This window comes from Streptomyces sp. NPDC005151 (assembly GCF_053599875.1).
Window position 1 is genome coordinate 1 of sequence record NZ_JBSFYR010000049.1, and the last position, 19,997, is coordinate 19,997.

The following is a 19,997-nucleotide window of genomic DNA, read 5'->3' on the forward strand; positions in this document are numbered from 1 at the left end:
CGTCCGTTGGCCGACGGATACATGTCCGCGAAGAACTCCGGCGGGAACAGCACCTCACGATGCTCGGCCAGGAAAGCGAACACACTCCCTGCCGGAATCAACTCCCGGCAGATCTCCCACACATCCGGCCCAACCATCTCCCCAGCCCATTCCCCCTGCATGCTCACAAGACTGGCCCCGGACCTGCCGGTCCGGGGCCAGAACGCAAAAGATTTTCAGCAGTCTTCTAGCCCTCTCTCCTGAACCCTGTCAACATTTTGTCCGGACATACGGACGTACTCTTGACACTAGTCTTCCGGCGCCGAATTCTTGGCCGCATGACCTCCTCCGCTTCCGCTCCGGCCCGCATCCGTATCGGCTCGGCACCCGACTCCTGGGGGGTCTGGTTCCCCGACGATCCCCGCCAAGTGCCGTGGCAGCGCTTCCTCGACGAGGTGTCCGAGGCGGGTTACGAGTGGATCGAGCTGGGCCCGTACGGCTATCTCCCGACCGACCCGGCCCGCCTCGCCGAGGAGACCGGCCGCCGCGGACTCACCGTCTCCGCGGGCACCGTTTTCACCGGATTGCACCACGGCCCGGACGTCTGGGAACGGACCTGGGCGCATGTCGCCGACATCGCGGCACTCACCCGGGCGATGAGCGCCGGGCATCTGGTGGTCATTCCGTCGTTCTGGCGTGACGACAAGACCGGCGAGATCCTTGAGGACCGCACCCTCACCGCGGAACAGTGGCGCCACCTCACCACGCAGACGGAGCGGCTGGGCCGCGAGGTACGGGACCGTTTCGGACTGCGGATCGTCGTCCATCCGCATGCCGACACCCACATCGACAGCGAGGAGAACGTCAACCGGTTCCTCGACGCCACCGATCCCGACCTGGTCTCGCTCTGTCTCGACACCGGCCACTACGCCTACTGCGGTGGGGACAGCGTCAAGCTGATCGAGACCTACGGCGAGCGGATCGGCTATCTGCACCTCAAGCAGGTAGACCCGGACGTCCTGGCCGAAGTCGTGGCGGACGAGGTGCCGTTCGGGCCGGCCGTGGCACGGGGCGTCATGTGCGAACCACCGAACGGCGTACCCGCCCTGGGCCCTGTGCTGGACGCGGCCCGCCGGCTGGACGTCGATCTGTTCGCGATCGTCGAGCAGGACATGTATCCGTGCCCGCCCGACAAGCCCCTGCCGATCGCCCGTCGCACCCGCGCCTTCCTCCGCTCCTGCGGCACACCGGCGCAGACACCCGCGCCCGAGCAGGACACACCGAACCGGGCACGGATGTGACGTCCTGGCGGTGTGCGGTGGTGTGCTCGGAGAGAAGCGGGTGCGGTCCCTTCCGCACCCCGTGACCGCACGAGGAGCAACTCACCGTGATCCGAAAGACGTCTCTCTCCGCGAGGACGGCAGGGGCCTCGGCCCTGGCCGCACTCGCCCTGGCCGCCGCCCTCACCACCGCCCCCGGCGCCTCGGCCGCCGGGCAGACCCCGGAGCAGCCGCTCCCCTCGCCCGGCGCGGCCTGCGTGTTCTACGACGGCAATCAGCTGACCTTCTTCGGCGAGCAGGGCGAACGGGTCTCCGAGGTGCAGTGCCTTCTGGCCAACCGCCGCTATCTGCCGTGGAGTGCCGTCGACGGCACCTTCGGGACGACGACCCTCGCCGCCGTTCAGCGCTTCCAGGCGGACCACCCGCCACTCGTCCCGGACGGCCTGGTCGGTCCGCAGACCTGGTTCGCGCTCTGGCACGCGTAGCCGACTCCGGCCCGAATGCACGCCTTCTGTCACAGATGTCACCCCCTCGTCACACATGTCTGCTCTACGCGGGTCTTCCGTCACAGGTGTTCAACAGCCCCTCTCCGCTCGTCACTCCGCGTCGTTCACCGGAAACAGGCTGAGTGATCGTCAGCGTCCGGGCCGCGGCTCCCCCGACAACCCCCCGGCTGCCGCTGCGGAGCAGAGAGGTGTCATTTGTGACGGACAGAAGGCTCTGGTCCTACAAGGACATTGCCGCGCACATCCGGGTGCAGCCGGAGACCGTTCGCTCGTACCGCAAGCACGGTCTCCTTCCCGCACCCGACCATGTGGAGAGCGGCAAGCCCTACTGGTACGCGGACACCGTCCGCGCCTGGGTCGCTGCCCGCCCGAGCAACCGGGGCCGCAAGGGCTGACGCCCCCTCCCCCTTCCTCCGTCCGCTCCAGGCCCCGTACGACAACCGGCTCCGACCCGGCGCCGCACGGGGCCTCCGTCCGTGCCTGGTTCCTGTTGCGCTGGTTCCCGTTGCGCCTGGTCCTCGTCGTGCCCGCCCCGGTCGGCCGGGCTACTTGGTGGGGTCGATGATCGTCACTCCTGCCCCTGGCGCCTTCCCCATCGCGGCGAGTGCGGCCGGTGCCGCGTCCAGCGGGACGGCACTGGTCGGCGACCGGGCCCTCTGCCCCCCTCGTCCGCCCCGGCCGCTGCTCCGCCGAATGGCCGATAGCACGCGAAGCGACATCACCCCCCCCTCGCATTTATACCCCCTAGGGGTATAAAGTTACTGCGTGTTGGGGCGCACCGGCCTTCCCGGGGCTCCCTGGCGCCACATTGAAGCTGTACGCGTCGAAGAGGAGAACACCATGACCGCCGAGACCCAGCTCCCCCAGGCCACCGGTTCCTGCTGCTCGCCCGGCGGCTCCTGCCACGACGGTGCGGGCACCGAAGCAACGGCGGGTGCAGTCACCACCGTCTACCGGGTGACGGGCATGACCTGCGGGCACTGCGAGGGCGCCGTCTCCGAGGAGATCTCCGGCATCGAGGGCGTCACCTCGGTGAAGGCCGTGGCCTCCACCGGAGAGGTGACCGTCGTCTCCGAGGCGCCGCTGTCCGAGGACGCCGTCCGCGCCGCGGTCGACGAGGCGGGTTACGAGCTCGCCGGCCAGGCCTGAACGCCGTCCGGGCCCACCCGGACACCCTACAGATCCGCACCACCAGCATCACCCGTATCATCTGCACCACCCCTTGCGCCGCCGGGCCGGACCGACCAGCAGATACTGGTGGGGCACGGCCCGGTCGGCAATTCAGGAGTTCGGACATGCACAGCGCAACAGAGGCCGAAGCCCCGGCAGTCGCGAGTTCGGAAGCGGAACTCACGATCGGCGGGATGACCTGCGCCTCGTGCGCGGCCCGCGTCGAGAAGAAGCTCAACCGGATGGACGGCGTCACCGCGTCCGTGAACTACGCGACGGAGAAGGCGCGCGTCGCGTTCGGTGCCGGGACCCGGCTGGCTGACCTGATCGCCACGGTCGAGAAGACCGGATACACCGCACAGCCGGTACAACGGCCCGCGCCGACGCCGCCCCCGCTGCCCGCTGAAACGCTCTCGCCGCCCGAGGCCGCCGGCCCCGCCGAGGTCGAGCGGACCGAAGAGACCCGACAGACCCGGGAAACCGAAGAGGCGGCGGACACCGGCACCGCGCCGGAGGAACCCGAAGCCGAGCGCAGCGCGGCCGACGCCCTCTCCGCTCTGCGGCAGCGGCTGATCGTCTCGGCCGTCCTCGCCACCCCCGTCGTGCTCCTGGCCATGGTCCCGTCCCTCCAGTTCGACAACTGGCAGTGGCTCTCCCTCACCCTCGCCGCCCCCGTGGTCGTCTGGGGCGGACTGCCCTTCCACCGCGCCACCTGGACCAACCTCCGGCACGGCGCGGCCACCATGGACACCCTCGTCTCCGTCGGCACGCTCGCCGCGTTCGGCTGGTCGCTCTGGGCGCTGTTCTTCGGGGACGCGGGCATGACCGGGATGCGGCACGGCTTCGACTTCTCGGTCTCACGCGCAATGGGGTCTCCCCTGCTCGAGCGGAGCCGAGAGCTCGGGGAAAGCTCCTCCACCATCTATCTGGAGGTGGCCGCCGGGGTCATCACCTTCATCCTGCTGGGCCGCTATCTGGAGGCGAAGTCCAAGCGGAAGGCCGGTTCCGCGCTGCGTGCGCTGATGCACCTCGGCGCGAAGGACGTCTCCGTCCTCAGGGACGGCACCGAAGTACGCATCCCCGTCGCCCGGCTCACCGTCGGCGACCACTTCGTGGTCCGTCCCGGCGAGAAGATCGCCACCGACGGCACCGTCACCGAGGGCGCCTCCGCCGTGGACGCGTCGATGCTCACCGGCGAGTCCGTTCCGGTCGATGTGAACGTCGGGGACTCCGTCACCGGCGCCACCGTCAATGTCTCGGGCCGCCTCGTCGTGCGCGCCACCCGGGTCGGCGTCGACACCCAGCTGTCCCGGATGGCCAGGCTCGTCGAGGACGCCCAGAACGGAAAGGCCGAGGTGCAGCGCCTCGCCGACCGGATCTCCGCGGTCTTCGTCCCGGTCGTCCTGCTGTTCGCGCTGGTCACCCTGGTCGTCTGGCTGCTGCTCACGGACGACGTGACCGCCTCGTTCACCGCCGCCGTCGCCGTACTGATCATCGCCTGCCCCTGCGCGCTCGGCCTCGCCACCCCCACCGCGCTCATGGTGGGGACCGGGCGCGGCGCGCAGCTCGGCATCCTGATCAAGGGCCCGGAGGTCCTGGAGACCACCCGGCGTATCGACACGATCGTCCTGGACAAGACCGGCACGGTCACCACCGGCCGGATGACTCTCCAGGACGTCCACCCGACGCCCGGCACCGACGCGACGCAGCTGCTGCGGCTGGCCGGCGCCCTGGAGCACGCCTCCGAGCACCCGATCGCCCAGGCCGTCGCCACCGGCGCCGCCGAACACACCGGGGCCGCGCTCCCCGCCGTCCAGTCCTTCGTCAACGTCCCGGGGCTCGGGGTACGCGGCACCGTCGACGGGCACCAGGTGCTCGTCGGACGCCCCCAGCTGCTCACCGACGCCGGGATCGCCGTCCCCGAGGCGCTGTCCGGCTCCCTCGCGGACGCGGCGGCCCAGGGACGTACGTCCATCACGGTCGCCTGGGACGGCGAGGCGCGTGGCGTTCTCGGGGTCGCCGACGCGATCAAGGACTCCAGTGCGACAGCCGTCGCCGAGCTGCGCGCCCTCGGTCTCAGGCCGGTGCTGCTGACCGGCGACAACCGGGCCGTGGCGGATGCCGTCGCCCGTGCCGTCGGCATCGACGAGGTCTACGCCGAGGTGCTCCCCGAGGAGAAGGTGCACGTCATCGAGCGGCTCCGGGCGGAGGGACGTTCGGTCGCGATGGTCGGGGACGGTGTCAACGACGCGGCGGCCCTCGCGACCGCCGACCTCGGGCTTGCCATGGGCACCGGCACGGACGCCGCGATCGAGGCGAGCGATCTCACCCTCGTTCGTGGAGATCTCAAGGTGGCCGCCGATGCCATCCGGCTCTCCCGGCGCACCCTGACCACGATCAAGGGCAACCTTTTCTGGGCATTTGGCTACAACGTTGCCGCCCTACCCCTTGCAGCATTTGGCCTGCTCAACCCTATGATTGCCGGAGCGGCGATGGCCTTCTCATCGGTCTTCGTCGTGACGAACAGCCTGCGGTTGCGCGCCTTCACGTGATTTCCACAAAGAGATCCAGATCACATCGGTTTGAGGGTAACCATCCGATGGGTTCGTGAGTCTAAGAGTGCGATGCCAAGGATGTCTTGGGGGACGTCCGACGAAGCGTCTTGGGGGATGCTTCAGGCAAGCGCTGGCCGGGGCACGTGCACCGGGGAGCTTTGAGCGGCCCTCCCGAAGGTACGTACCCCGGCAGACCGCGAGACGTGCAACCGCAGTGACGTAGTGCAGCAATACCGAGGAATACCCAGGAGCTTCGGCTCCCGCAGACGCCCGGCCGGATCCCGTGGGGGGAATCCGCTCCGGGACATGGGAAGCGCCTCGCTGTCGGCCCGTGGGGGGATCGACGGCGGGGCGCTTCTCGCTAAGACCGGCCGGCAACTGGGGGGCGGCGTCACGGGGCTGGGGCACGCAAATCGCCCCGGACACCGCGCTCTGTGCGAAAGCGCGGTACGCGGGGCGAAGGCAGCCCGGCCGCAGCGGCCGGGGTGGTGCAGGGGGTGCTACGAGGTTCAGCGGCCCTCGACCGGGACGAAGTCGCGCAGGACCTCGCCGGTGTAGATCTGGCGCGGGCGACCGATGCGGGATCCCGGCTCCTTGATCATCTCGTGCCACTGGGCGATCCAGCCGGGGAGTCGGCCGAGCGCGAAGAGCACGGTGAACATCTCGGTCGGGAAGCCCATGGCCCGGTAGATCAGACCCGTGTAGAAGTCCACGTTGGGGTAGAGGTTGCGCGAGACGAAGTACTCGTCGGAGAGCGCGTGCTCCTCCAGCTTCAGCGCGATGTCGAGCAGCTCGTCGGACTTGCCGAGCGCCGACAGCACGTCGTGGGCCGCAGCCTTGATGATCTTGGCGCGCGGGTCGAAGGACTTGTAGACGCGGTGGCCGAAGCCCATCAGCCGGACGCCGTCCTCCTTGTTCTTCACCTTGCGGATGAAGGAGTCGACATCGCCGCCGTTGGCCTGGATGCCCTCGAGCATCTCCAGCACCGACTGGTTGGCGCCACCGTGCAGCGGGCCCCACAGCGCGGAGATACCGGCGGAGATCGAGGCGAACATGTTCGCCTGCGAGGAGCCGACCAGACGCACGGTGGAGGTCGAACAGTTCTGCTCGTGGTCCGCGTGCAGGATGAGCAGCTTGTCGAGCGCGGAGACGACGACCGGATCCAGCTCGTACTCCTGGGCCGGCACCGAGAAGGTCATGCGCAGGAAGTTCTCGACGTACCCGAGGTCGTTACGCGGGTAGACGAAGGGGTGACCGATCGACTTCTTGTACGCGTACGCGGCGATCGTCGGCAGCTTGGCCAGCAGGCGGATCGTCGAGAGGTGGCGCTGCTCCTCGTCGAACGGGTTGTGGCTGTCCTGGTAGAACGTGGACAGCGCGCTGACGACCGAGGACAGCATGGCCATCGGGTGGGCGTCGCGCGGGAAGCCGTCGAAGAACCGCTTGACGTCCTCGTGCAGCAGCGTGTGCTGGGTGATCTCGTTCTTGAAGGTCGACAGCTGGTCGACCTTGGGAAGCTCACCGTTGATGAGCGTGTACGCGACTTCCAGGAACGTCGAGCGCTCGGCGAGCTGCTCGATGGGATAGCCGCGGTACCGCAGGATGCCCTGCTCACCGTCGAGGTAGGTGATGGCGGATTTATACGCGGCGGTGTTGCCGTATCCGCTGTCCAGCGTCACCAGGCCGGTATTTGCCCGGAGCTTCCCGATGTCGAAGCCCTTGTCGCCGACGGTGCTGTCGATCACCGGGTAGGTGTACTCGTCATCGCCGTACCGCAGTACTACAGAGTTGTCGCTCACGTCATCCCTCACCGACGTAGTGCCTCTTCTTCGAGGTTCCCTGACTGTCTCCACCCTCCTCCATTTGGCTCAGGAGAGTGCACTCGGGGTCGTCCATTGGACCTACTCGCGGCACTGAGTGCCGCGAACTTACTCATCCTGCCCCCTTGACTCCGGTTCCGGAAGGGCTCCGTGATGTTTGCCACCGATTTGATCGATCATTTTTTCCGCTGATCCTCCGCCCGATCCTCCGCGCAGCCGGTAATCCAGCGCCGTACAGCGTCTGCCTGCGGAAACCGTGCGGACCGCCTGGCCGATCGCCTGCCGGGAGCCGACCAGCACGACGAGCTTCTTGGCCCTCGTCACGGCCGTGTACAGCAGGTTCCGCTGGAGCATCATCCAGGCGCTCTTGGTGACGGGGATGACGACGGCCGGGTACTCGCTGCCCTGGGAGCGGTGGATCGTCATGGCGTACGCGTGGGCCAGCTCGTCCAGCTCGTCGAAGTCGTACGGGATCTCCTCGTCCTCGTCGGTGAGGACTGTCAGCTGCTGTTCATCGAGGTCGAGCGAGGTGACGACGCCGACCGTGCCGTTGAAGACGCCGTTCTCCCCCTTGTCGTAGTTGTTTCGGATCTGGGTGACCTTGTCGCCGACCCGGAAGACCCGGCCGCCCATCCGCTTCTCGGGCAGGTCGGGACGGGCCGGGGTGATGGCCTGCTGCAGGAGTCCGTTGAGCGTGCCCGCGCCGGCCGGACCGCGGTGCATGGGGGCGAGGACCTGGACGTCACGCCTCGGGTCGAGGCCGAATTTGGCAGGAATACGACGGGCGGCGACGTCCACCGCGAGGACGCCCGCCTCCTCCGTCTCGTCCTCGACGAAGAGGAAGAAGTCGCTCAGGCCCTGGGTGAGCGGCGGCGTCCCGGAGTTGATCCGGTGGGCGTTGGTGACGACACCGGACTGCTGGGCCTGGCGGAAGATCGTCGTCAGCCGGACCGCGGGAACGGGTCCGCCCTCGGCGAGCAGATCGCGCAGCACCTCCCCCGCGCCGACCGAGGGCAACTGGTCGACATCCCCGACAAGCAGCAGATGGGCACCGGGTGCCACGGCTTTGAACAGCTTGTTGGCGAGCAGCAGATCGAGCATCGACGCCTCGTCGACGACGACCAGATCGGCGTCCAGCGGACGGTCCCGGTCGTACGCCGCGTCCCCGCCCGGCTTCAGCTCCAGCAGCCGGTGCACGGTGGACGCCTCGGCCCCGGTCAGCTCGGACAGCCGCTTCGCCGCCCGCCCGGTGGGCGCGGCCAGAACGACCTTTGCGCGTTTGGCACGGGCCAGCTCGACGATGGAGCGAACGGTGAACGACTTCCCGCAGCCGGGTCCGCCGGTCAGCACGGCGACCTTCCGGCTGAGCGCGAGCCGCACGGCGGCCTCCTGCTCGGGGGCGAGCGTCGCCCCGGTACGACCGGCGAGCCACGTCAACGCCTTGTCCCAGTCCACGTCCTGGAAGGCCGGCATCCGGTCCTCGGGCGTCCGCAGCAGCCGCTGCACCTGCGCGGCGAGAGCGACCTCGGCGCGGTAGAACGGTACGAGGTAGATGGCGGTGATCGGCTCGCCTCCCTCGGGTGACGGCACCTTCTCCCGTACGACGCCCTCAGGATCCTCGGCCAGTTCGGCGAGGCACTCGATGACCAGCCCCGTATCGACCTGGAGCAGCTTGACCGCATCGGCGATCAGCCGCTCCTCCGGGAGGAAGCAGTGCCCCTGGTCGGCGGATTGCGACAGTGCGTACTGCAGTCCGGCCTTGACCCGCTCCGGACTGTCGTGCGGGATGCCGACCGCCTGCGCGATCTTGTCGGCGGTCAGAAAACCGATGCCCCAGACGTCCGCGGCCAGCCGGTAGGGCTGGTTCTTGACGACGGAGATCGACGCGTCCTCGTACTTCTTGTAGATACGGACGGCGATGGAGGTGGAGACGCCCACACCCTGGAGGAAGACCATCACCTCCTTGATCGCCTTCTGCTCCTCCCAGGCGGCGGCGATCAACTTCGTCCGCTTCGGACCGAGCCCGGGGACCTCGACGAGCCGCTTCGGCTGCTGTTCGATGATGTCGAGCGTGTCGACGCCGAAGTGGGTGGTGATCCGGTCGGCCATCACCGGGCCGATGCCCTTGATCAGTCCGGAGCCGAGATAGCGGCGGATGCCCTGGATGGTGGCGGGCAGCACGGTCGTGTAGTTCTCCACCGTGAACTGCTTGCCGTACTGGGAGTGCGAACCCCAACGCCCCTCCATCCGCAGCGACTCGCCGACCTGCGCGCCGAGCAGCGCACCGACGACGGTCAGCAGATCGTTGGCACCGCGTCCCGTGTCGACGCGCGCGACGGTGTACCCGTTCTCCTCGTTCGCGTACGTGATGCGCTCAAGCACACCTTCGAGGACGGCCATGTTGGACATGAACCCGACGCTATCGGTTCGCGCTGACAGCCCCGGTCCGGCCCCTTCGCGCGACCGCTCGACCGCTCGACGGCTCTCAGACCCCCGTACGGCCGTCGATGCGCTCTCGTATGAGGTCGGCGTGCCCGCAGTGGCGTGCGTACTCACCGATCATGTGGGTGTAGATCCAGCGCAGGGTGACCTGGCCGCCCATGAACGGGCTGGTGTCGTCGAGCGACCGGGCGGCGCAATTCGCCCTGCCCCGGTCCACCTCGGCCTGCCATGCCGAAAGGGCCTTGTCGTAGCCCGCCCCTTCCAGGCCGACGTTCTCGTACACCTGCGGGTTGACGAAGCAGACGGAGAAGACGCGCGCCGCGTCTTCGACAGCTGCTCACGAGGGTCTGACGGCGGCGGTGATCACCGGGGCTGCCGCCGCGCTCACACACGGCAGGGCTCGGGCTGGATGACATCCTTCGTCAACTCCCGACCAGGCGCAGAAGCTACAACCGGCCGGCCTCCGGGGCACCTTGAAATAATTCGCTTACACACATCCGCGGGCACGCCTGATGATGTGCGCATGGCACTGAAGAAGACGCTGGAGCGCGTGGACGCGGACCTCGCCGCGGGACGTGTGCCCATGGCCCGCCAACGACTGCGCGGACTGGTCTCGTCCTACCCGCACTACCCGGCTCTGCGCCGACGCCTGGCCGACATCTACCGGATGTACGGCGACCCTGCCGAGGCCGGCCGTTGGACGTACCTCGAAGAGGACAGGCTTCCGGACGAGGTCGCCGCGTTCGAGAAGAGGTACAGCGACCCGGTGCGCCGTATGCGCGCCCTGGCCTGGCAGGGCGCGGAATCGGCGGCCGATTCCCCCTTCGTCGAGGAACAGTTGGCAACCGTGCGGACCGCCGCCTCCAAGGCCCTCGGCCACCCGGTCACCTGGGACACCCTCGCCGAGGTGCGGGGTGACGCGCCGGAGGCCGGGTCGCTCCGCCGGTCCCTGGCGGCCGTGGGCTGCGCGCTCCTGGCGCTCGTGTTCGTTGCGATCTGGGTGAACGGATTCCTCGACCTCTTCCGCTGACGGCGAGTGCCTCGACGACGCCCGTGGCTACGCCACCGTCCCTGTCCGCGACAGCAAGGCGCCCCGCGGCCCGGCGCTCGTCTTCTCCGCCGACGGCTGGTCGTCGTTTTCTCCTCGTCGGCGTACGTGATGCGCTCAAGCACACCTTCGAGGACGGCCGTGTTGGACATGCTCCGACGGTACCGGGCGTGTACGACATCCCCCGCCGGACCCAGGACACCCCGTAACACTCGGTGTTACCGTAATGGCATGGCAACCGAGCGTTTTTCGATCAGCATGCCGGCCGAGGTTCGGGACCGGATCAGAGAACATGCCGCAGACGCAGGACTCGACGTCTCCACGTTCCTCACGATCGCCGCACAAGCACAGATGGACCAGCAGGACCGCGTCAGGAAGATCTTCAAGTCGTTCGAGGAGGCCCGCACGGAGGCCGAGGAGCAGGCAGGCACCGGCACCTGGGCAGGCGACGAGATCGAACTGACCAGAGAAGAACGGGCGGAGGTCGACGCGATCCTCGGCCGCCCCTCACACGATGAGGCCGCCGCGTGAATGTCGTCGTCTACGACACAGGGATGCTGATGGCACTGGTGAGCCAGGACCGTCGGGCGCACATCCTGCACAAGGGCTTCATCGCGGCCGGCGGACACCAGCCGATCATCCCTGGCCCGGCCCTCTCGCAGGCCTGGCGAACGAGCCCGAAAACCGCCTACGCCTGGAAGCGCCTTCTCGCCGATGTTGTCGTATATCCAGCCGCCAGGGCCCGCTGCCCCGCGGACCTGGCGCCCCGCTGCCTCCCCTGTGCGGGGGGAATGGCCGTGGAAGGCTGGAAAACCATCGGCGACATGATCGGGGCGGCCGCACTGCCCGCCAAGAAACGACCCGACCCGGTGGATGCCCTGGCCGTCCTCATCGCGGCCGTCCACGGAGGAGGCAGCGTGCTCACCTCCGACACCGACGACATCGAGGCGTACGCCGCCACACTGCCCGAAGCCGATGTCTCCGCCGTAGCGGTCTGACTCGCGGGTCCGGTCAGGGACCGCCCACCTCCGGTCCCTGACGGGGTGGTGGCGCCGACCGCCCCTCGCCCCGGTCCGCGCCGGGCTCAGGTGTCGAGCACGTGCGCCACAGCCAGGGCGATGCGGTCGATCCAGTTGATCGCATCCGTGACATCGGGCTCGGTGATGGGGCGTCGCTGCTTGAGGTCTCCGTCCACCAGGTCAGCGTCGTGCGCGATCTTGTTGCGGCGGTCCGTGATGGTGACGTACTGGGCCTTCAGCGTCTTCTCCGTGTACGCGGTGCGGTTGCCCTGCCAGGCATTGATCTGTGCGGCCGCGCCCTGCCAGATGTTCTTGTCGGTGACCAGTTTCAACACGTCCGAGATCTTGCGTGGGTTCTGGAGCGAGGCACTGCCCCACTTCTCCTTGACGTGCTCGACGACCACCTCGGCCAGCGCGACCTCACCTCGCTGCACGACCTCGACCCGGTGCAGAGGGATCTCGTAGTTCTGGAGTTGCAGCGGCATGTCGGGGCTGTCCTTGGCGGCCAGTTCGGCGACGCGACGGAAGAGCTCCTCGTGGAACCAGTGGTCGATGGCAGCCACGGCCTGGACCCAGGCGGCCCGGTAGAAGTCGTCGACGTCGACCGCCGCCGGTCGAAAGGGGGCCAGGTATCGCCCGGCATCGACCATCTTGCGGGCGTAGGCGATGTTCGTGGTGAACGCCTCGAACTGGCTGGTGTGCGGCCTGGGAATGGCCATCGATGAGCCCCCGTACTGCCACATGTTCTCTGAGCTGCGTGAACAGGTTTGGTGACAGCCCGGGAGCTCGTCAAGTGGCTTACGAACTCATCGGATATCGATGTCCGGTTCTCGTTGCCTCGGCCTGTCGTTGTCCGGAACGGGCCCCGTCGTGTCCAGTCGCGTACCCCGGCTCTCCGCGACTCTCTTGACCTCTCGCAGCGACTCGCTCAGCCGGCTGGCGAGGAAGTGGAGCTCCGGCCCCGTGACCCTTTGGTCCGCCAGCAGTTCGGCGGCGTGGTCGAGCAGATCGCCCGCCATGCCGAGTTGGACGCTCTCGATGCCGTCGGCCATCCGTGACACGTAGCCCGTACCGTCCCCCAGGACGTAACTCGGCTTGCCCTCCGCCTCCGTCCAGGGCAGCAGCCTGAACGTGTGGCCTTCGCACTGCTCCCCGTTCACGCGGCGGCCTCGGCTCCGCGGGCGGGCCGGGGCCTGATGTTTTCTGGTGCCCGGCCTGCTCCAGACGGACGGCTACGCGCGTGCGCTCTTTCGCGCGTACCGGCCGAACCATCGACAGGAGGACCTTGACAGAGATGTCGTCATCCGGACCGAGCGTGCCCATATCCTCGACGGCCCGTTGAACCCTGTCCTGTGGACCATGCTGGACGAGGCCGTGCTCAGGCGTCAGGTCGGCGGGCCGCAGGTCATGGCGGAGCAGCTGCGCAAGATCGCGGACATGGCCGAGGCCGGACGGCTGCGGCTGCATGTGCTGCCGTTCAGCGCGGGGGCCCATTCACTGCAAGAGAGCCTGCTGTCGCTGATGGGCTTCGAGGACGCCGGACCTGTGGCTTATGTCGAGGGCTTCTTGACAGGGCATCTGATGGACGATCCGGCTCTGGTGAAGGCCAGCAGGACGGCCTACGATCTCGCCTTGAGCGATGCGATGTCGCACCAGGAATCAGTGGCTCTTGTGCGGGCAGCAGCGGAGGAACATGAACATGGTCAACAGTAAGCACACTGTCTTGGACTCGTCCACGCTCACCGGGTGGTTCAAGTCCAGCTACAGCGGTGGCGGTCAGGGCGAGTGCCTTGAGGTGGCCGGTGGCTACGCCGCCGTCCCCGTCCGCGACAGCAAGACCCCGAACGGCCCCGCCCTCGTCTTCTCCGCCGACGGCTGGTCGTCGTTCGTCGGCGCAGTCAAAAGCGGCCACATCACCATCTGACCCGTGCCGTGCCTCGCAACCGGTCTCGCCATAGCGGCCTCCCAGTCGGCGACGATCATCTTCGTCCGCTTCGGCCCGAGCCCGGGGACCTCGACGAGCCGCTTCGGCTGCTGTTCGATGATGCAGGGCATCCGCCGCTATCTCGGCTCCGGACTGCCGCCGACCGCGAGATCACCTGCGAGTTCGGCGGCGAAGCCGATGAAGGCAGCCCGGGCGACGACCTTGGTGCCCAGGAAGCTTCTTGAGACGTGGGAGCTGCTCCTCTCAGATACGGCTGCCGGAGGCGGTGTCCGACGACAGCCGTTGGGCGAGATAGATCGGTATGACGGAGAGCAGGACCAGGACGGCGGCGACGACGTTGACGACGGGTGCCTGTTGGGGCCGGGCCATGTTGGAGAAGATCCAGACGGGGAGGGTCTGGACGCCGGGCCCTGCGGTGAAGGTCGTCACGACGATCTCGTCGAAGGAGAGTGCGAAGGCGAGGAGCCCGCCCGCGACGAGCGCGGAGCGCACCAGCGGGAAGGTGACGTCGACGAACGTACGGAAGGTGTGCGCCCCGAGGTCCATGGCGGCCTCCTCGTACGATCCCGGCATCCGGCGCAGCCGGGCGATCACGTTGTTGAAGACGACCACGATGCAGAAGGTGGCGTGTCCGACGATGACGGTGAACAGGCCGAGGCCCACGCCGAGCGGTTCGAGGATCGTGCGGAAGGCGGTGTTGAGCGCGACGCCGGTGACGATGCCGGGCAGCGCGATCGGCAGGACGACCACGAAGGAGATGGCCTCGCGTCCGAAGAACTTGTAGCGCTGGCAGGCGAAGGCGACGAGCGTGCCGAGGACCAGGGCGATCGCGGTCGCGCCGAGCCCGGCCTTGAGTGAGGTCCACAGCGCGCCGCGGGCGCCGGAGCTGTGCCAGGCATCGACCCACCAGTCGAAGGTGAGTCCGGGCGGCGGCCAGCCCGAACTACGGTCCGGGTTGAGGGAGTTGACGAGGACCAAGAGCAGCGGGACGTAAATCACCGCGAAGCCGAGCCCGGCGGCGATGCGCACGGTGATGCGCGCGGGGCGGGAGAGATTCATCGTAGGGACCTTCGCTGTGCGTGATGCGATGCGGACCGTCAGAGGCTGCTGAGGGCTCCGGTGCGGCGCACCGCGAGCAGATAGAGCACGATGATGACCACCGGCACTGTGCCGAGCGCGGCGGCCAGCGGCAGGTCCAGAGTGATGTTGGAGTAGACGAGATTGCCGATGAGCTGGGTCTTGCCGCCGACAATCTGCACGGCGATGTAATCGCCGAGGCTGAGCGAGAAGGTGAAGACCGAGCCGGCCGCGACGGACGGAAGGACCATCGGCAGCACCACGGCACGGAAGGTTCTGCCGGTGCGGGCGCCGAGGTCGGCGGAGGCGTCCAGGAGGTTGGCCGGGAGCTGCTCGAGTCCGGCGTGGATCGGCAGGACCATGTACGGCAGCCACAGGTACGTCAGCACGAGGACGGTCGCGGTCAGACCGTAACCGGGCCCTTTGATGCCGAGCGGCCCCAACAGCCAGTCGAGCAGGCCGCCTTGGGCGAGAATGAGTCGCCAGGCGTACGCCTTGACGAGGTAACTGGCCCACAACGGAGTAAGGATCGCCACGACGAGGAGCGGCCGCCACCTGGGCTGCGCGATGCGGGCCGTGTAGAAAGCGACGGGAAAGGCGATCAGGACACACAGCACGGTGACCGCGAGGGCGACGCCGACACTGCGCAGGGCGACCTGCCGGTAGACGTCGGTGGTGAACAGCGCGGTGAAGTTGTCCGTGTTCCAGATCTTCACCACGTTCGAGGTGAAGGCGTCCGTGGTCCAGAACGCGGACAGGAACAGCACGGTGAGCGAGCCGAGGTAGGCCAGGACGAGCCAGGCCAGCGGCGCGGAGAGCAGCAGGGACAGCTGCAGCCGGGGGCGTCGGTGCAGGATCCCGGCGAGCCGCCGGACGGGTCCGGCGGCATGCGCGGTGTCGGTCATCGGCGGGTGACCCTCAGCCCTTGATCTCGGTCCAGGCCTGGACCCACTTGGTGTACGGCACGCACGTGGTGTCCGTACGTCCGTCCACGCACTGCGGGATGGGCGTGGTCCAGAAGTGGACCTGCTTCCAGTACGACTCATCGGCCGCGTGATACGTGGTGCAGTGGTTCTTGTCGGCGGTCTCCGCACACGCCTTGGCATTGGAGGGGGCCTCGCCGAAGTACTCGGCGACCTGGGCGTTCACCTTCGGGGAGACGATCCAGTCCATCCACTTGTAGGCGCAGTTCGGGTGCTTCGCCTTCGCGGAGATCATCCAGGTGTCGGACCAGCCGGTGGCGCCCTCCTTGGGAAGGACGGCCTCGACCGGGACCTTCTCGGCCTGGGCGGTGTTCAGGATGACCTGCCAGCTGGTGCCGACCACGGAGTCACCGCTCTTGAAGGCGGAGACCTCCTTGAGGTAGTCGCTCCAGTACTCGCCGACGTTCGCGTTCTGCTCCTTGAGCAGGGCGACCGCGGCGTCGAACTGCTTCTGGTCCAGGGCGTACGGGTCCTTGATGCCGAGGGACGGCTTGCTCTTCATCAGGTACAGGGCGGCGTCCGCGATGTAGATGGGCGAGTCGTACGCCGTGACCTTCCCCTTGTGCGCCGAGGACTTGTCGAAGACCGCGGACCAGGAGTCGGGTGCCGGGGAGACGTTCTTCGTGTTGTACATCAGGAGATTGGCGCCACGGCCGTGCGGGATGCCGTAGGAGACACCCTTGACCGAGTTCCACTGCTGGCCCTTGAGCCCGGAGAAGACGTCCTTGTAGTTGGGTACCAGCTCGGTGTTGACGGGTGCGGCGTCGCCGGACGCGATCAGGCGCAGCGACGCATCGCCGGAGGCCGAGACCGCGTCGTACTGGCCGGTCTTCATCAGGCTGACCATCTCGTCGGAGGTGCCTGCGGTCTTGGTGTTGACCTGACAGCCGGTCTGCTTCTCGAAGTCGGTGACCCAGTCGACCTTCGGGTCGTTCGAGCCGTCCTCGGCGTACCCGGCCCAGGCGATCAGGTTCACCTGCCCCTCCGTCTTGCCGAGGGACTTCTGCGCGGTGAGCTTCGGCGGGGTGAAGCCGCTGCCGCCGGGCGATGTCCCTGCGGTGTCCGAAGAACCGCAGGCGGTGGCAAGGAGCAGGGCGCCGAGCGCGGCCGCTGCTCGGGACGTTCGGTTCAGACGCACAGGGATCTCCACGGACGGGGGGAAGGGCGGGGAAGGGCGGGGAAGGGTTGTGCGGGTGCGTACGGTCACCGGGCTTCAGGGGCCCGGAGGTTGTGTTGCGCGTGTCCGCGCGGTCACCGGGTCCCAGGGACCCTGAAGTTGTGCCGTTGGTGCCACTGGAGCGTGACCCGGGAGCCGCGGAAGGCGGCGACGTCCTCGGACGAGGTCTCCAGGTTCTGCTGGAGGGCGGTGAGCCGGCCGCCTGCGTCGAGGTCCACCAGGAAGCGGGTGGCGTCCCCCAGGTAGACGACCTCCGCGACGGTGCCGGTGGCACGGGAGTGCCGCGGCTCGTCGGCGAGTGCTGATTCCTTGAGTACGCGGATCTTCTCCGGCCGGATGCTGTACGTCGCCCGGTCGCCCACGACCTGCTCCGCGGCGTCGTCGGTCAGCAGGTTCGACGTACCGACGAAGCCGGCGACGAACGGCGTGGCGGGACGTTCGTATATCTCGGCCGGAGTGCCGACCTGCTCGACGCGCCCCTGGTTGAAGACCGCGATCCGGTCGCTCATCGTCAGCGCCTCCTCCTGGTCGTGGGTGACGAAGACGAAGGTGATGCCGACCTCGCGCTGGATCGCCTTGAGCTCGACCTGCATCTGCTCGCGCAGCTTGAGGTCGAGGGCGCCCAGCGGCTCGTCGAGCAGCAGCACCTTCGGCCGGCCGACCAGGGCGCGGGCCAGCGCCACGCGCTGGCGCTGGCCTCCGGAGAGCTGGGACGGGCGGCGGGTGCCGAAGTCCGCGAGACGTACGCTCGCCAGAGCCTCCCTGGCCTGCTTCAGGCGCTCGGGCTTGGGCACTTTGCGGACCTTGAGGCTGTAGGCGACGTTCTGCTCCACGGTCATGTGCGGGAAGAGCGCGTAGTCCTGGAAGACGGTGTGCACGTCGCGCTCGAAGGGCGCCAGACGGGTGACATCGGAGCCCGCGAGCTCGACGGTTCCGCTGGTGGGGGCCTCGAACCCGGCGATCATCCGGAGCACCGTGGTCTTGCCGGAGCCGGACGGTCCCAGCATCGAGAAGAACTCGCCGTCCGCGATCTCCAGTTCGACTCCGGCCACGGCCTCCGTCCTGCCGAACGTCTTGCGCAGGTTCTGCAGCCGAATGGCCATTCCCTCCATGGGCGGGAACCTTTCTGGTGCTGTCGGGAGTTGGCCGTAAACATATGAAGTCATAGTTCTAATTTCAAGACCCCGCTAAGGTAAAGGCTGTGCCAAGTGGCAAGGTGGTGAGCGTGAACCGAGACAAACCCGGCGCCCGCAGAGTCGTCTTCACACCCGTCGACACCCTGGCCCGCGTGGACGCCGTCGTGCGGCGGCTCGGTGACGCCATCGACCTCGGGCTGCTCGCCGACGGCGAGCAACTCCCCGGCGAGACCGACCTTGCGGCCCAGCTCGGCGTCTCCACCGTGACCCTGCGGGAAGCCCTGATGGCGTTGCGGCAGCAGGGGCTGGTCACCACCCGCAGAGGGCGCGGCGGAGGCAGCTTCGTCACCGTGCCCGACGGCCCCGCGGAGGACCGGCTCCTGGCCCGTCTCGCCGAGTGGAGCACCGAGGAACTCCGCGATCTCGCCGACCACTGGGCGGCCGTGTCCGGGACCGCCGCCCGGCTCGCAGCCCAGCGCACCGAGCCCGATGATCTGCAGCAACTGCGCAGGTCTCTGGGAGAGTTGGTGGACGCCAAGGACTCCGGGGCGCGCAGTCGCATCGTCGGGCGCTTCCATGTCGAGCTGGCCGCGGCCGCCCAGTCCGCCCGGCTGACCAGGGAAGAGGTCACTCTCCAGACCGAACTGGGGGCACTGCTGCGCCTCCCGCTCGGCGAGGACGAGCATCTCAAGGACTCCGTGGATCGTCACCGCGCCGTAATCTCGGCCGTGCATGATGGGGCGGATGACCGTGCCAGGGCCCTGGCCGAACAATGCGTGCAGGCCTCCATGGCGCGCCTGATCGAACTCCGCCTCGGCTCTGCCGACGGTGCGCGCGGTCCACGTCCGAAGGAGGCCCCCGATGGGCAGCAGTCCCCGTCTCGCAAGCGAGGCCGGACCGGTCCTACGTGACGAGATGGCCGTCGCCGACGCGGCCACCCGTGTCCGTGACGCGCTCGAAGGAGTCTTCGACGCCGTGGCCAGGACTGCTGCGGACACCGAGGCGGTGCTCGCCCCGGCCTTCGCGGCCGGCCGCCGTCCGGTCTCGGCCGATCTGGCCGCGCTCCGCCCCGGCCTGCATGCCCGCCTCGCCCGGTACGAACTGGTCTCGGGGCTCGGCTTCGTCGCGGCGCCAGGACTGCTCGACGACGTACCGGCGTGGCTCGAGTGGTGGCAGACCGCCGTGGACGGGGCCGTGCATCCGCTCTTGCTCGACCTGGACCCGGAGCGCTCGCCGTACTCCGACTACACCCACTGGGACTGGTACACCCTGCCCCGCGACACCGGGCAGCGGGCCGTCGCCGGGCCGTACGTCGACTACCTCTGCTCCGACGAATACAGCCTCACCCTCTCCGCACCGGTGACGGTCAAAGGACGCTTCATGGGAGTTACGGCTGCCGACGTCTACCTGCGGCGCTTCGAAGCGGTCGTCATGCCTCTGCTCCAACGCCTGCCGGAACCCGCCCGCCTGGTGAACGCACGCGGCCGGGTCGCCGCCTCCACCGACCCCCACCACCTGGTCGGCTCGCTCACCAAGGACCCGATCTTCGAGACGGTACTGACCGGCCGGACCACTGGCATCGAACACGGCGGACTCCAACTACGGCCCTGCGACGGCGTTCCGCTCCTCCTGGTGACAGCGAGTCCCACCGCGCCACGCTCCGCGTAAGCGCAGGCCGGGCTGGAGCTGCCGGCACCGCTGCTCGAGGACACCCGGCTCGCCCGCTACCAGTCCCTGTACGCCGCCCAGACGGAGCCCGCACGGTCTGCCCGCCGGGGAGCGACCGTCGTTCCGCCGGGTGGTCTGGCGGCGCGCAGGCGGCCGTCCCTATGATTCTGCGCTGACCAGCGCCGTCGCCAC

General features: G+C 68.4%; 19 protein-coding genes and 4 pseudogenes. 13 read left to right on the plus strand and 10 right to left on the minus strand.

The window, feature by feature from the left end; translation table 11 throughout:
* The first annotated feature begins 317 nt into the window (after positions 1-317).
* From ACWD6R_RS24190 to ACWD6R_RS24200, 3 genes are all read left to right on the plus strand, one after another.
* Complete coding sequence (locus ACWD6R_RS24190; RefSeq protein ID WP_451820608.1) at positions 318-1,280, plus strand: sugar phosphate isomerase/epimerase family protein; 963 nt, start codon at positions 318-320, stop codon at positions 1,278-1,280.
* 86 nt (positions 1,281-1,366) lie between these two features.
* Positions 1,367-1,744 (plus strand): peptidoglycan-binding domain-containing protein, encoded by a 378-nt coding sequence (locus ACWD6R_RS24195; protein WP_451820609.1) that lies wholly within the window; start codon positions 1,367-1,369, stop codon positions 1,742-1,744.
* 218 nt (positions 1,745-1,962) lie between these two features.
* Entirely contained in the window at positions 1,963-2,160 is a 198-nt protein-coding gene (locus ACWD6R_RS24200) for a helix-turn-helix transcriptional regulator (RefSeq protein WP_037694159.1), read from the plus strand.
* Between the two features lie 150 nt (positions 2,161-2,310).
* On the opposite strand, the pseudogene ACWD6R_RS24205 reads toward ACWD6R_RS24200, so the two are convergent.
* Positions 2,311-2,406: pseudogene (locus ACWD6R_RS24205) on the minus strand (zinc-binding dehydrogenase); the annotation flags it as partial.
* Positions 2,407-2,605: 199 nt separating this feature from the next.
* On the opposite strand from ACWD6R_RS24205, the gene ACWD6R_RS24210 reads away from it, so the two are divergent.
* Positions 2,606-2,914, plus strand: a complete 309-nt coding sequence (locus ACWD6R_RS24210) for a heavy-metal-associated domain-containing protein (RefSeq protein WP_406419587.1) — start codon at positions 2,606-2,608, stop codon at positions 2,912-2,914.
* A gap of 146 nt (positions 2,915-3,060) precedes the next feature.
* A complete protein-coding gene (locus ACWD6R_RS24215) occupies positions 3,061-5,487 on the plus strand; it encodes a heavy metal translocating P-type ATPase (protein ID WP_451820610.1) in 2,427 nt (808 codons plus the stop codon).
* Positions 5,488-5,999: 512 nt separating this feature from the next.
* On the opposite strand, the gene ACWD6R_RS24220 is transcribed toward ACWD6R_RS24215, so the two are convergent.
* The 3 genes and pseudogenes from ACWD6R_RS24220 to ACWD6R_RS24230 all read right to left on the minus strand — a co-directional run.
* Positions 6,000-7,289, minus strand: coding sequence for a citrate synthase (locus ACWD6R_RS24220; protein ID WP_451820611.1), 1,290 nt, complete (start codon positions 7,287-7,289; stop codon positions 6,000-6,002).
* 129 nt (positions 7,290-7,418) lie between these two features.
* Entirely contained in the window at positions 7,419-9,719 is a 2,301-nt protein-coding gene (recD2, locus tag ACWD6R_RS24225; protein WP_451820612.1) for an SF1B family DNA helicase RecD2, read from the minus strand.
* A gap of 76 nt (positions 9,720-9,795) precedes the next feature.
* Positions 9,796-10,002: pseudogene (locus ACWD6R_RS24230) on the minus strand (mycothiol transferase); the annotation flags it as partial.
* 273 nt (positions 10,003-10,275) lie between these two features.
* Here ACWD6R_RS24230 and ACWD6R_RS24235 point away from each other — a divergent pair.
* The 4 genes and pseudogenes from ACWD6R_RS24235 (at position 10,276) to ACWD6R_RS24250 (ending at position 11,798) form a co-directional block, all read left to right on the plus strand.
* Positions 10,276-10,782 carry a DUF6584 family protein gene (locus ACWD6R_RS24235; RefSeq protein WP_451820613.1) on the plus strand — a complete coding sequence of 169 codons (507 nt, stop codon included), beginning with the start codon at positions 10,276-10,278 and terminating at the stop codon, positions 10,780-10,782.
* A pseudogene (locus ACWD6R_RS24240) lies at positions 10,781-10,912 on the plus strand (DUF397 domain-containing protein); the annotation flags it as partial. The gene ACWD6R_RS24235 and the pseudogene ACWD6R_RS24240, both read left to right, overlap by 2 nt.
* A 119-nt stretch (positions 10,913-11,031) precedes the next feature.
* Entirely contained in the window at positions 11,032-11,331 is a 300-nt protein-coding gene (locus tag ACWD6R_RS24245; protein WP_451820614.1) for a hypothetical protein, read from the plus strand.
* Positions 11,328-11,798: a hypothetical protein gene (locus ACWD6R_RS24250; RefSeq protein WP_451820615.1), complete on the plus strand. Its 471-nt coding sequence runs from the start codon at positions 11,328-11,330 to the stop codon at positions 11,796-11,798. Before ACWD6R_RS24245 ends, ACWD6R_RS24250 begins: the two co-directional genes overlap by 4 nt.
* A gap of 86 nt (positions 11,799-11,884) precedes the next feature.
* Here ACWD6R_RS24250 and ACWD6R_RS24255 read toward each other — a convergent pair whose 3' ends face one another.
* A complete protein-coding gene (locus tag ACWD6R_RS24255) occupies positions 11,885-12,538 on the minus strand; it encodes a hypothetical protein (protein ID WP_451820616.1) in 654 nt (217 codons plus the stop codon).
* An 87-nt stretch (positions 12,539-12,625) separates the two neighbouring features.
* Entirely contained in the window at positions 12,626-12,979 is a 354-nt protein-coding gene (locus ACWD6R_RS24260; protein WP_451820617.1) for a hypothetical protein, read from the minus strand.
* 43 nt (positions 12,980-13,022) lie between these two features.
* Here ACWD6R_RS24260 and ACWD6R_RS24265 point away from each other — a divergent pair.
* Positions 13,023-13,532: pseudogene (locus ACWD6R_RS24265) on the plus strand (DUF5753 domain-containing protein); the annotation flags it as partial.
* On the plus strand, positions 13,519-13,743 hold the full coding sequence (locus ACWD6R_RS24270; protein WP_451820618.1) for a DUF397 domain-containing protein: 225 nt from the start codon (positions 13,519-13,521) through the stop codon (positions 13,741-13,743). The pseudogene ACWD6R_RS24265 and the gene ACWD6R_RS24270, both read left to right, overlap by 14 nt.
* 264 nt (positions 13,744-14,007) lie before the next feature.
* Here the strand turns inward: ACWD6R_RS24270 and ACWD6R_RS24275 are convergent, their stop codons facing one another.
* From ACWD6R_RS24275 to ACWD6R_RS24290, 4 genes are all read right to left on the minus strand, one after another.
* Positions 14,008-14,823, minus strand: a complete 816-nt coding sequence (locus ACWD6R_RS24275; RefSeq protein ID WP_451820619.1) for an ABC transporter permease — start codon at positions 14,821-14,823, stop codon at positions 14,008-14,010.
* Positions 14,824-14,861: 38 nt separating this feature from the next.
* A complete protein-coding gene (locus ACWD6R_RS24280) occupies positions 14,862-15,746 on the minus strand; it encodes an ABC transporter permease (RefSeq protein WP_406515784.1) in 885 nt (294 codons plus the stop codon).
* 13 nt (positions 15,747-15,759) lie between these two features.
* Positions 15,760-16,962 (minus strand): ABC transporter substrate-binding protein, encoded by a 1,203-nt coding sequence (locus ACWD6R_RS24285; RefSeq protein WP_451820620.1) that lies wholly within the window; start codon positions 16,960-16,962, stop codon positions 15,760-15,762.
* A gap of 113 nt (positions 16,963-17,075) precedes the next feature.
* Positions 17,076-18,113 carry an ABC transporter ATP-binding protein gene (locus tag ACWD6R_RS24290; RefSeq protein WP_451820621.1) on the minus strand — a complete coding sequence of 346 codons (1,038 nt, stop codon included), beginning with the start codon at positions 18,111-18,113 and terminating at the stop codon, positions 17,076-17,078.
* Between the two features lie 113 nt (positions 18,114-18,226).
* Between ACWD6R_RS24290 and ACWD6R_RS24295 the strand changes: the two genes are divergently transcribed.
* Together ACWD6R_RS24295 and ACWD6R_RS24300 are read left to right on the plus strand one after the other, a co-directional pair.
* Complete coding sequence (locus ACWD6R_RS24295) at positions 18,227-19,048, plus strand: FadR/GntR family transcriptional regulator (RefSeq protein WP_451820622.1); 822 nt, start codon at positions 18,227-18,229, stop codon at positions 19,046-19,048.
* A gap of 4 nt (positions 19,049-19,052) precedes the next feature.
* The gene (locus tag ACWD6R_RS24300) at positions 19,053-19,805 is read left to right on the plus strand and encodes a cache domain-containing protein (RefSeq protein ID WP_451820651.1); all 753 of its coding nucleotides are present in this window, start codon (positions 19,053-19,055) and stop codon (positions 19,803-19,805) included.
* Positions 19,806-19,997 lie beyond the last annotated feature (192 nt).

Bases quoted from the DNA above. Each gene is read 5' to 3' on its own strand.
- ACWD6R_RS24190 (WP_451820608.1), top strand. From the start codon at position 318: ATGACCTCCTCCGCTTCCGCTCCGGCCCGCATCCGTATCGGCTCGGCA.
- ACWD6R_RS24210 (WP_406419587.1), top strand. From the start codon at position 2,606: ATGACCGCCGAGACCCAGCTCCCCCAGGCCACCGGTTCCTGCTGCTCG.
- ACWD6R_RS24215 (WP_451820610.1), top strand. From the start codon at position 3,061: ATGCACAGCGCAACAGAGGCCGAAGCCCCGGCAGTCGCGAGTTCGGAA.
- recD2 (WP_451820612.1), bottom strand. From the start codon at position 9,719: ATGTCCAACATGGCCGTCCTCGAAGGTGTGCTTGAGCGCATCACGTAC.
- ACWD6R_RS24235 (WP_451820613.1), top strand. From the start codon at position 10,276: ATGGCACTGAAGAAGACGCTGGAGCGCGTGGACGCGGACCTCGCCGCG.
- ACWD6R_RS24245 (WP_451820614.1), top strand. From the start codon at position 11,032: ATGGCAACCGAGCGTTTTTCGATCAGCATGCCGGCCGAGGTTCGGGAC.
- ACWD6R_RS24255 (WP_451820616.1), bottom strand. From the start codon at position 12,538: ATGGCCATTCCCAGGCCGCACACCAGCCAGTTCGAGGCGTTCACCACG.
- ACWD6R_RS24270 (WP_451820618.1), top strand. From the start codon at position 13,519: ATGGTCAACAGTAAGCACACTGTCTTGGACTCGTCCACGCTCACCGGG.
- ACWD6R_RS24275 (WP_451820619.1), bottom strand. From the start codon at position 14,823: ATGAATCTCTCCCGCCCCGCGCGCATCACCGTGCGCATCGCCGCCGGG.
- ACWD6R_RS24280 (WP_406515784.1), bottom strand. From the start codon at position 15,746: ATGACCGACACCGCGCATGCCGCCGGACCCGTCCGGCGGCTCGCCGGG.
- ACWD6R_RS24290 (WP_451820621.1), bottom strand. From the start codon at position 18,113: ATGGAGGGAATGGCCATTCGGCTGCAGAACCTGCGCAAGACGTTCGGC.
- ACWD6R_RS24300 (WP_451820651.1), top strand. From the start codon at position 19,053: ATGGCCGTCGCCGACGCGGCCACCCGTGTCCGTGACGCGCTCGAAGGA.